Here is a 9,777-nt window from a genome sequence, read left to right as displayed (position 1 = left end):
TGCGCTGCACCCCAAAAACTGGACAGTTGAATAAGTGAGTTTTTCAGCCCCTGGGTTTGTTGTATAACCGTAACAATTCAGGAGAATGAAAATGGGAAAAATTCGCAGACAACACAGCAGTAAGACGAAGCTAGAGGCGTCTATAGCTATGGTAAGTGGCAAGGGGACGGCATCGGAGCTCTCTCAAAAATATGCTGTTCACCCCGGTGTATTACAGCGCTGGAAAAATGAGCTTTTGGAGAGAGGAGTCGATATTTTTACTCGACGAAAAAAGCGAACAGAAGATGGACCAACTGTTGAAGATCTTCAACGGAAGATCGGCCAGCTTACTATGGACTTAGATTTTTTAAAAAAAGCATTGGGGAAATGAGTGTGAGGGAAAAGCGCTCTCTCATTTCCCCTAATTCAGATATGGCTATCCAGCGGCAATGCAATCTTCTCGGACTTGAACGTTCAAGCTATTATTACGTAGCAACTGAGTCTGAAAATACTACGGAGCTTATGAACGAAATCAGAGACATATGGATTGAGTGGCCCTTTTATGGCTATAGAAAAATAACTGATGAACTTGCTGACAGAGACATTAAGGTCAATCACAAGCGTGTTCTTCGATTGATGAATCTTATGGGTTTAAGCTCCGTATTACCCAAGCCACGAATTAATACGTCAACTGCCAACAAGGAAAATCCTGTCCGGCCTTATCTGTTGAAAGGATTAACAATAGATCGTGCCAACCAAGTCTGGGCAACAGATATAACCTACATAAAGTTACCTGGCGGGATGGTCTATCTGTTTGCCTTGATTGATTGGCATACACGTTTTGTTGTTGGTTGGAAATTAGCCAATACAATGGAGTCAAGCCATGCAGTAGAAGTTCTACAGGCGGCTATTCAGTGTTACGGCAAACCTGAGATTGTGAACGCAGATCAGGGGAGTCAATTCACAGGAGAAGTTTGGATTCTGGCATTGGAGACGCATATGATCAAAATTAGCCACGATGGTGTTGGGCGGTGTATCGATAATATCCGCATAGAAAGGTTATGGTGGTCGATCAAGTACGAACATGTTCACCTTTATTGCCATCAAACCATGTGGGAATTGGAGAAAGGATTGGAGGAATATTTGAGTTTTTATAACACTCGGCGCCGTCATCAAGGGATCAATAGACTGCGACCAGCTGATTTATATTTGGCGGCATGAAAAAAATAGACGCTTATCGCGACATTATTTTTGTGGGGCCAGCCCCACACCCCGGGATATTTATAAAAATATTTAGAGAGGTTGGCTGGCTAAGTCGGAGAATGTTAAAAAAAGGACAACCAAAAGTTGCCCCCTCTCTAAACATTTTGCGATCATCGGCGTCCCCGCCTGTACCGCAGGAGTATGAATAACATAGACTGAAGTTAGGTCCAAGCACATTTTTTTAGAAAAATTAAAAATTGAAGGAGAAAATTATAGACTAATTGAAATGATCATGGTATTAATTTTTTAGAACCCGTGGACAAAAACTCACTTAAAAAGTCCTAAAATTTGTCCAGTCCATGGGGTGCAGCGCATATTCCCTAAAGTATCTTGGATTTTAATAAAAACTTAACTAGATTGTACTCCTGTCAACCAAAAAGGAGTAAGAAAATGCTTTCAGAAATTATATGTGTGGACTGTCAGTCTGCGGATGTATACGTTTCTAAAATATATCAAACGCAAAATCATGGAGAGAGAAGATTGTATAAATGCCAATCATGCAAAATACTTTTTTCTGAAACCAAAGGGACAGTCTTAGAAAATGTGCAAAAACCGTCAGAATTTATTATTACGGTACTGAAGGCTAGATCGGATGGTCTTGGTTTCAATGCAACTGCCAGGACATTTGACATCGCGAGAAATACTCTTAGAAATTGGGAAAAAAAATTCGCCCAAGTTAAACAAGAATTATACCTATACTCTCTGCTCAATGATTTTATCAAACAAGAAATAGAAGGAGACGAGTTATACACGAAAGTATATTCTAATAAACCAGCTCATGAAAGTGAAGGATGGACGGTAGTTCTGATAGAGCGCTCTTCTCGTTTCATATGGGAAATGAAGTGCGGCAAGAAAGACGAAGAATTATTTCAATACACTTTGGGGAAGCTTATAGAAGTTATCGAAAAAACAGATGATCTTTCATTACTAAGGACGCTAGGAAAAATAACCTTTACAATTTAACTAAAATACTTTATGGACAGCGTTACGCAGCAAGATCAAGCAACAGAACGCGAAACACGATTATAAATGTTATTTTTCCTAGCGTCCTAACGGATGGAGAAAGGCGCTACGGTAACACTTTGTTTGATCTTTGCAAGGAAACAATTGGGGTGTTATCAGCGAAAAGGGCCCTTAAGGTGAATTCACATAATTAACCTAAGTATTTAAAAATAATACATTAAGTGGCAAATTTTTGACTCACCCAAAGGTACCTTTTCGCAGATAACGCCCCAAATGTGAAAAAGGCGTAATGTACATCCACCGTACTTCAATCGCTATACTCTCGTGAAATCAAAACCTCTAGTTTAATGATAGCTACCAGCTTGCAGTTTACTTGGGTAAATGAGCACTTTGAGCGTATCAGGAAACAGAGGTTTTGATTTCACTTCAGTATAAGTTCGTCAGAAATCACTTGTAGCCCTGATATTCCATAACAGTCACTACGCTGCCGGTGCAGGCCCTGAATCTCGAACTCTAGAAGGGAAAGAGGGAGAGGGAGAGGAAGGGGCTGGAGTAAAGCAAAAAGACCGACTACGCCAAGCAGTCATAGCGATACACCTCTTTCCTGTGATTGAATCATCTTGCTTTAACTGTTTGAGAATGGTGATCTCATGACTGGTTGGAATATTGGTAAATTCAGGAAAGAGGCACGGTAACTTGTTGATGCGATCAATGTCTTGGTCCTTGATGGGAGAAGTAAGCCGTTGCACGACGCATCCGCGTGCCATCTTACTGATGCGGGAAACTTGGTGGTGATCTGGAATTGTACTCAGCATCAGACTGACACATCCCTTAAACTTGTTCAAGTATCCCACCTCGTGAGTCGTCGGAGGATTTGGTATTTCCAACAGGGCACAAGATGTTTTAATCGTAGGCAATCTTTTGAGATCATGACTTTTAATTGGAGAAGAAATGTGCATAACCACACAAACATGAGGAATGCGATTGAGTCGTCTGATTTCAAAGTCCGATGGAATACCTTTCAGTTCAATATAGACACAAGCTTCCTCATTTTTATTTAGTGCATCGATCTCCTTTTGTGAAGGGACAGAATCCAGTAGAATTTGCGGTTTCTTTTGTTTAAGCAAAGGGCACAACTGTCCATAGGTTATAGGAAATGGCGTAGCTTCAGACTTGCGAGCATTTTGCTTTAAGCTTTCTTCAGCATGCGCGGCATACTGTGATACAGATAAATCACCTAAGAACCATATCAGGCTGAAAAAAATGGCTAGAGTAAAAGTCTTGCATATCTTATGCATCAGTTTAATCCTGCTGTCCAATCAATTCGTTGGGGAGAAGAGCTAAAGCCATAGTGCTGTAAAAGGTCCCTTTAAGTGCGAGAATTTCGATGTCTTGCTTAAGTTGAAGTGAGTGTCGAGCATAATTTTCACGAGACCTTTGATTAATACTTGAACGAATGTACTTTTCGGACTTACTTGGTGTTTTGTAACCAAAAAGAAAGTCTTTGTTGCGTGTGAGTGTACGGGTTGTTTCAAGTTTTTGATCTTGTGTACGAAAAGTTTCAACCCCCATGGTCTGCTTAACTCGAGCAAGTTGTGCATTGGTTTGACCATAGCGTTGGGAAAGTTTTTCAGCTTCATTTAGGTAAGCTTCTCCAATAGTCGTATAGGCTTCTGAGAGGATTTCTGGATTTACTTCCGTAGCATCGATGGGGTCAGGAAACCCTGCAATCGTTTCTTCTTCCGGAAAAAGCGGAAATTCCTTGAGTTGCTCGATCAAAATTCGATTTTCAATCGTAAGATCCTCCGCAGAGTCTTGGATCATTTTTTCATATGCAACATCATAGGCAGCCTGAACGATTCCAGGATCACTTTCCTCGACTTCAGCTACGATAGATGCAGAACTTTTGTCACCTTCTGTTGTTGGTTGTGGAGCTACAGGTTCAACAACTTGGCTATTCAAGGCGCTCGTCAAACTAACTGCAACGACCAAAGGGAGAATAAGGGAAAGAGTATTTGATTTCATGATTGCTCGCATTTATTTAAAATTTTACTTTCTACTAATAGTAGGACGTGGATATTAAAATTTAGTAAATGGTTGATATACCGAAGTGAAATCAAAACCTCTGTTTCCTGATAGCGAGAAGTGCTCATTTACACTTGTAAAATGCAAGCTGGCAGCTATCATTAAACTAGAGGTTTTGATTTCACGGGAGTATACTGAAGTGTGCTCCTCAATTTATCGACCACAATCAATTCCCACATAATCCGTTAAAATGAGAATTTTTTTCTCTCATAACAGCAGCAACAGCAAGAAATTCCTTGTTCTTAGCGCTAAAATTTGTAAGAATTGGTACTAATGAAACATTAATTAATTTAAGGAAAGATTTGATGACTACAATCACAACTGATCTTATTCGCCAACTGCGCGAACGTAGTGGTGCTGGAATGATGGACTGCAAAAAAGCTCTCACAGAAGCAGGCGGAGATATTGAAGCTGCAATAGATTGGCTAAGGACAAAAGGACTGGCGGCGGCCGCTAAAAAAGCTGGACGTTCTGCGGCTGAAGGTCTTGTGGGTGTTCATGTAGAAGATGGAGTTGGGGCAGTTGTTGAAGTCAATGCTGAAACCGATTTTGTCGGACGCAATGAAACATTCCAAAATTTTGTCCGAAAAGCTGCTGCCCTTTCAATCAGCAGCAACAGCAGTATTGACCAACTCAATGCGATGACTGATCCAGAATCAGGTCGCTCTATCTCGGATGAAATAACTCATCTGATTGCTACCGTTGGGGAAAATATGGTGCTTAGGCGCTGCCATACCCTACAGGTCAGCACAGGAGTTGTTGCCAGCTATATACACGGCACAGTTGCCTCTGGGTTGGGGCGTATCGGTGTTTTGGTTGCCCTTGAGTCCAGTGGTGATAAAACTAAGCTAGAATCTGTGGGACGTAATATTGCTATGCACATTGCAGCCACGCATCCTCAGGCTCTGGATGTCGATGGTCTAGATCCGCAGCTAATTGAAAATGAGCGCAACGTTTTGACCGAGCAAGCCAAAGCCTCTGGTCGTCCTGACAACATCATTGAGAAAATGGTTGAAGGTCGGCTGCGCAAGTTTTATGAACAGGTCGTCCTGTTGGAACAAGTCTATGTGGTCGATAATGAACGTAAGATCAGGCAAGTTGTGCAAGACAGTGAAAAAGAGGTCGGTGCCCCTATAACTTTGAAAGGTTTTGTTCGTTTTGGTTTGGGTGAAGGTATTGAGAAAAAATCAACCGATTTTGCAGAAGAAGTGGCTGCACAACTGTCTTCTTAAGGGGCGGCACACAAGCAGTATGTCAGATCGCACTCCATCTTCTTCTCCCCCCTATAGGCGGATTTTATTGAAACTTTCTGGGGAGCGGTTGATGGGGGGGCAGGCATTTGGTGTTGCTCCAGATGCCCTTACCCGCATTGCAAAGGATATCTCGCAAGTTCATGTCCAGGGAGCACAGATTTGTCTGGTGGTTGGTGCAGGCAATATCTTTCGTGGCATCAATGGTGCAAACCAAGGTATTGATCGTTCCACGGCTGATTATATGGGAATGTTGGCCACAGTGATGAATGCTCTTGCGCTGCAAAATGCGCTCGAACATCAAGACATAAAAGCCAGAGTGATGTCTGCCATTCCCATGCAAACTGTATGTGAAACCTACATTAGACAACGGGCTCTGCGTCATCTAGAAAAGGGACGCGTTGTCATTTTTGCAGCAGGCTCCGGGCATCCCTATTTTACAACCGATACGGCAGCGGCCTTGCGGGCATCTGAAATGAATTGCGATGTTTTATTAAAGGGTACACAGGTTGGTGGTATTTTTTCTGCAGATCCTTTAAAAGATCCCAGTGCGCGGCATTACAACGAGATCTCCTACTCAAGGGTGCTTGAAGATCGACTCCAGGTTATGGACGCAACAGCTATTGCCTTAGCTCGAGAAAATAAGATTCCTATCCTGGTTTTTTCAATGAAAGAGTCAGGCAATATGATTCGAGCACTGAATGGGGAAGGTGATTTTTCTAGGGTTGTAGCAGATGCAGATTAGGGCTTTACCGGAGAGGAAAATCCAGGCAAAGTGATATTCAAGTTTTGCAAGCCATTGAGAAAGGAGCCCACACCATGGCAGACAAACTAATTAATGATCTAAAGCGACGTATGGAAGGTGCTCTTGAAGTACTCGGTCATGAATTCAATGGTTTGCGTACTGGCCGTGCCTCAACGGCTCTGTTAGAGCCTATTACTGTTGATGCTTATGGTAGTAAAATGCCTCTCAATCAGGTTAGTTCAGTAACCGTCCCCGAAGCACGGCTGTTGTCGGTTCAAGTTTGGGATCAAGGCATGGTGAAAGCTGTTGAAAAAGCCATCAGTGATGCAGGACTGGGGCTTAATCCCACTGTTGATGGGCAAACACTTCGCATCAGTTTGCCGGAGCTTACGGAAGAACGCCGCATCGAATTACAAAAAGTTGCCCGTAAATACGCTGAGTCGGCACGTGTTGCTATTCGAAACGTTCGACGTGATGGCATGGAAAATCTTAAAAAACAAGAAAAAGATGGAGAGCTTTCGGAAGACGAGCACCATCGCGCCTCACACAAGGTGCAAGATATCACTGATGAATTTGTGCACAAAATTGATGAAATCCTGGCGGCCAAAGAGCAGGATATCCTTAAAGTTTAATGACCTCAACCTCTTTGTTCACCTCTTCAGCTTACTCAGCTCTTGATGAACATTGCCATGGAAACGCCACTCTTCCCAAACATGTGGCTATTATCATGGACGGCAATGGCCGTTGGGCTAAACAAAGGGGGTTGCCACGTCTTGAAGGACACCGGCGCGGTAAGGTGGCTTTAAGAAAAACTTTGCAAGCTACGCAAAAACTTGGCATTCAGTATTTAACCGTCTATGCGTTTTCAAATGAGAATTGGAATCGCCCCTCAATCGAAATTAAAGGACTGATGGCATTGTTCCGCCAAGTGTTGCAAAGTGAACTGGCTGAGTTGCATCAAAATGGTGTTCGGGTACGTTTTATTGGCCGGCGTTCAAAGCTTTCTCCTGATTTGGTCAAGCTGATGCAACATGCTGAAGACCTAACCCAATCGAATCAGGCGTTTCACCTTGTCATTGCTATTGATTATGGAGCAAGAGATGACCTGACTTCAGCAACCCGCAAACTTGCCACGCAAGTCAAACACGGCATCCTTAATCCTGAAGACATCACTGAGTCCATGATCAGCAATGCACTCTACACCCATGATATTCCTGATCCAGATCTTTTAATACGCACCAGCTCCGAGCAGCGTCTGAGCAATTTCTTGCTGTGGCAGTTGTCGTATACGGAAATGGTGTTTCTTAACGTGCATTGGCCGGATTTTGATGAAACCCATCTAACTACAGCAATCGAAGAGTTCCAGAGTCGGGCTCGTCGCTTTGGTGGTGCGGGCTAACTGAAATGTTAAAACGTGTCATTTCTGCTAGCGTCATGTTTCCCGTGGTATTGTTGTTGCTGTGGTCTGGATCAATCTACCGTAATTTGTTTATTCTTTGCATCACAGCTATTCTGCTGGGAGAATGGAATTACGTTTGTTATCAAGCTGCTCGCCCCTCCACACAAAAGTGGATTTGGGCAACTGCTGGGTCAGCTTATATTGTGTTAGGCTGCTCTGGTTTTTGGTTTGTTGGTAAAGGCACCAATTGGTTGTGGCAGCTCTACCTTATTTGCACCGTTGCTGCAAGTGACACTGGCGCTTACTTTGTAGGTAAATTTTTTCAAGGACCTAAATTGGCACCAAGCATAAGTCCCAACAAAACCTGGTCGGGAAGTGTGGGGGGAATTGTGTGTACAATTTTGGTTGGTCTGCCTTTATTTCTTTTCAATTTATTACCGCTCAAGATTACTTCAGGCCCTTTTGCAGATGTTTTTTTCTGTATTGTTCGTGGTATTTTTTGGGAAGCCCCCTGGTGGTTTCTGATCCAAATCATTTTTTTACAAATTAGCCTATCCATCACTGCCCAAATTGGAGATTTAATGGAATCTTGGGTCAAGCGCAGACTCGATGTGAAAGATACCAGCCAATTGATTCCAGGACACGGCGGTTTGCTCGACAGGGTGGATGGTTTATTGCTCGTCTCAATTATAGCAGGTGGTTTGTTAGGCACCGGCTATTTTCTGCATCTTCTGTATTCTCACACCTGAACCTCAGGGTTAGGATTTTCAGGAACCGTAACTGTTGTTAAGGTCCTTCTAAACGCTTCAATGGCTTGCTCAACCTCAACTTCGGAATTACCCAAAGATGAGAGTACCGATCCTGCGACCTGAAGGCTTGGCTCCAAATTTTCCGGCATGACGACAGCAATCCCTGCTTTCGTTAAAGTTGCCTTGTGGGTTTCATCACGCAAACGCACACAAACACCGGCTTGCTTAAAGTGACGCCGAATCATCAAGGCCGTCCTTAAAGCCATATTGGTGTTATTGAGGCACACCACAATGGTTTTAGCGCGATCTGCTCCCAAAGCTCGTAGCATCGGCGTTCGGCGAGCGTCCCCATAAAAAACTGGCATGCCTTTGGCACGTCCTTCATTCACGATTTTCATGTCCTTATCAATGGCTACAAATGGCACCATCCGCTCTGCCAACAGGCGCCCAACTAATTTCCCAAGCCTTCCAAATCCAGCGATAATGACATGGTTTCTAAGGTCATCTAGCTCTTCCAGCGCTGATCTAATAGCCACATCTCCCTTTTTTTGGCTATATTTGTCCTCTAAAAGTTTACCTATACGATCAAGCAGTGGCGTCAACCCCATTGATAGTGCTGCTACCACAAACAAAAACTGACCGACCATAAGGGGAACAAGCCCTTGCTCCATTGCCAGAGCAAACAGAACAAACACAAACTCACCAGCCCCGGCCAACAGTAAACTGGTTCGCAGAGACGTCATAAATGGTAGGGAAAAAACCCGCCCTAAGACAAGAACCAAAAACGTTTTCACAACCAATAACGAACACAAGGTTACCGCTACCCAAATTGCGTTGCTCCAAACGGCTTGTAAATCAATGGACATCCCCACACTCATGAAAAATAGTCCTAAAAGCAAGCCACGAAAAGGGTGAATGTCTGCTTCGACTTGATGGCGATATTCTGTTTCTGAAAGCAGCATGCCGGCTAAAAAGGCCCCGAGCTCCATAGGCAATCCTACAAAAGCGGTCACAACACCGGTCATCAGGACCACCAATAGAGTTACAGCAATGAAAAGCTCAGGATTATCGATACTGGCAACCGTGCGATATAGAGGACGCAACACCAATCGCCCGGCAGCCAAGATGACGAGCAAGGCACAAATAGCTTTTAGTCCAGCATACCCCAGCTCATGCACCACGTGCACTCCTTCTTGGCCTAGAGTTGTCAACATCACCAACAACACCACAACCGCTAAGTCCTGAAACAACAATACCGAAAAGGTAACCCGTCCAAATCGTGCAGCCAGATCACCCTTATCAGATAAAATCTGTATCCCCACTGCTGTTGAAGAAAGCGCAAGC

At 43.6% G+C, this 9,777-nt stretch carries 11 protein-coding genes; 8 read left to right on the top strand and 3 right to left on the bottom strand.

Annotated features, from left to right (window positions below):
* Positions 1–91 precede the first annotated feature (91 nt).
* The 3 genes from ABFQ95_05605 to ABFQ95_05595 all read left to right on the top strand — a co-directional run bounded on the left by ABFQ95_05605 (position 92) and on the right by ABFQ95_05595 (position 2,205).
* Positions 92–370: a hypothetical protein gene (locus ABFQ95_05605; protein MEN8237000.1), complete on the top strand. Its 279-nt coding sequence runs from the start codon at positions 92–94 to the stop codon at positions 368–370.
* Positions 371–372: 2 nt separating this feature from the next.
* Positions 373–1,200 (top strand): IS3 family transposase, encoded by an 828-nt coding sequence (locus ABFQ95_05600; protein ID MEN8236999.1) that lies wholly within the window; start codon positions 373–375, stop codon positions 1,198–1,200.
* A 432-nt stretch (positions 1,201–1,632) separates the two neighbouring features.
* The gene (locus tag ABFQ95_05595; GenBank protein ID MEN8236998.1) at positions 1,633–2,205 is read left to right on the top strand and encodes a hypothetical protein; all 573 of its coding nucleotides are present in this window, start codon (positions 1,633–1,635) and stop codon (positions 2,203–2,205) included.
* Between the two features lie 479 nt (positions 2,206–2,684).
* Here the strand turns inward: ABFQ95_05595 and ABFQ95_05590 are convergent, their stop codons facing one another.
* The gene (locus ABFQ95_05590) at positions 2,685–3,503 is read right to left on the bottom strand and encodes a hypothetical protein (GenBank protein ID MEN8236997.1); all 819 of its coding nucleotides are present in this window, start codon (positions 3,501–3,503) and stop codon (positions 2,685–2,687) included.
* Between the two features lie 4 nt (positions 3,504–3,507).
* The gene (locus ABFQ95_05585; GenBank protein ID MEN8236996.1) at positions 3,508–4,230 is read right to left on the bottom strand and encodes a hypothetical protein; all 723 of its coding nucleotides are present in this window, start codon (positions 4,228–4,230) and stop codon (positions 3,508–3,510) included.
* Positions 4,231–4,595: 365 nt separating this feature from the next.
* Here ABFQ95_05585 and tsf point away from each other — a divergent pair, with 365 nt between their 5' ends.
* From tsf to ABFQ95_05560, 5 genes are all read left to right on the top strand, one after another.
* Entirely contained in the window at positions 4,596–5,522 is a 927-nt protein-coding gene (tsf, locus tag ABFQ95_05580; GenBank protein MEN8236995.1) for a translation elongation factor Ts, read from the top strand.
* 19 nt (positions 5,523–5,541) lie between these two features.
* On the top strand, positions 5,542–6,285 hold the full coding sequence (gene pyrH, locus ABFQ95_05575; protein MEN8236994.1) for a UMP kinase: 744 nt from the start codon (positions 5,542–5,544) through the stop codon (positions 6,283–6,285).
* Between the two features lie 74 nt (positions 6,286–6,359).
* On the top strand, positions 6,360–6,917 hold the full coding sequence (gene frr, locus ABFQ95_05570) for a ribosome recycling factor (protein MEN8236993.1): 558 nt from the start codon (positions 6,360–6,362) through the stop codon (positions 6,915–6,917).
* Positions 6,917–7,684, top strand: coding sequence for an isoprenyl transferase (locus ABFQ95_05565; protein ID MEN8236992.1), 768 nt, complete (start codon positions 6,917–6,919; stop codon positions 7,682–7,684). The genes frr and ABFQ95_05565 overlap by 1 nt, the downstream gene beginning before the upstream one ends.
* A 5-nt stretch (positions 7,685–7,689) precedes the next feature.
* Positions 7,690–8,433 carry a phosphatidate cytidylyltransferase gene (locus ABFQ95_05560; GenBank protein ID MEN8236991.1) on the top strand — a complete coding sequence of 248 codons (744 nt, stop codon included), beginning with the start codon at positions 7,690–7,692 and terminating at the stop codon, positions 8,431–8,433.
* On the opposite strand, the gene ABFQ95_05555 is transcribed toward ABFQ95_05560, so the two are convergent.
* Positions 8,424–9,777, bottom strand: a 1,354-nt coding sequence (locus tag ABFQ95_05555) for a cation:proton antiporter (GenBank protein MEN8236990.1), incomplete at its 5' end; no start/stop codon positions are given. The two genes, ABFQ95_05560 and ABFQ95_05555, sit on opposite strands and share 10 nt — an antisense overlap.

Source organism: Pseudomonadota bacterium (genome assembly GCA_039714795.1).
Lineage (GTDB): Bacteria > Pseudomonadota > Alphaproteobacteria > JAGOMX01 > JAGOMX01 > JBDLIP01.
This window is presented reverse-complemented; position numbering and strand designations above follow the sequence as displayed.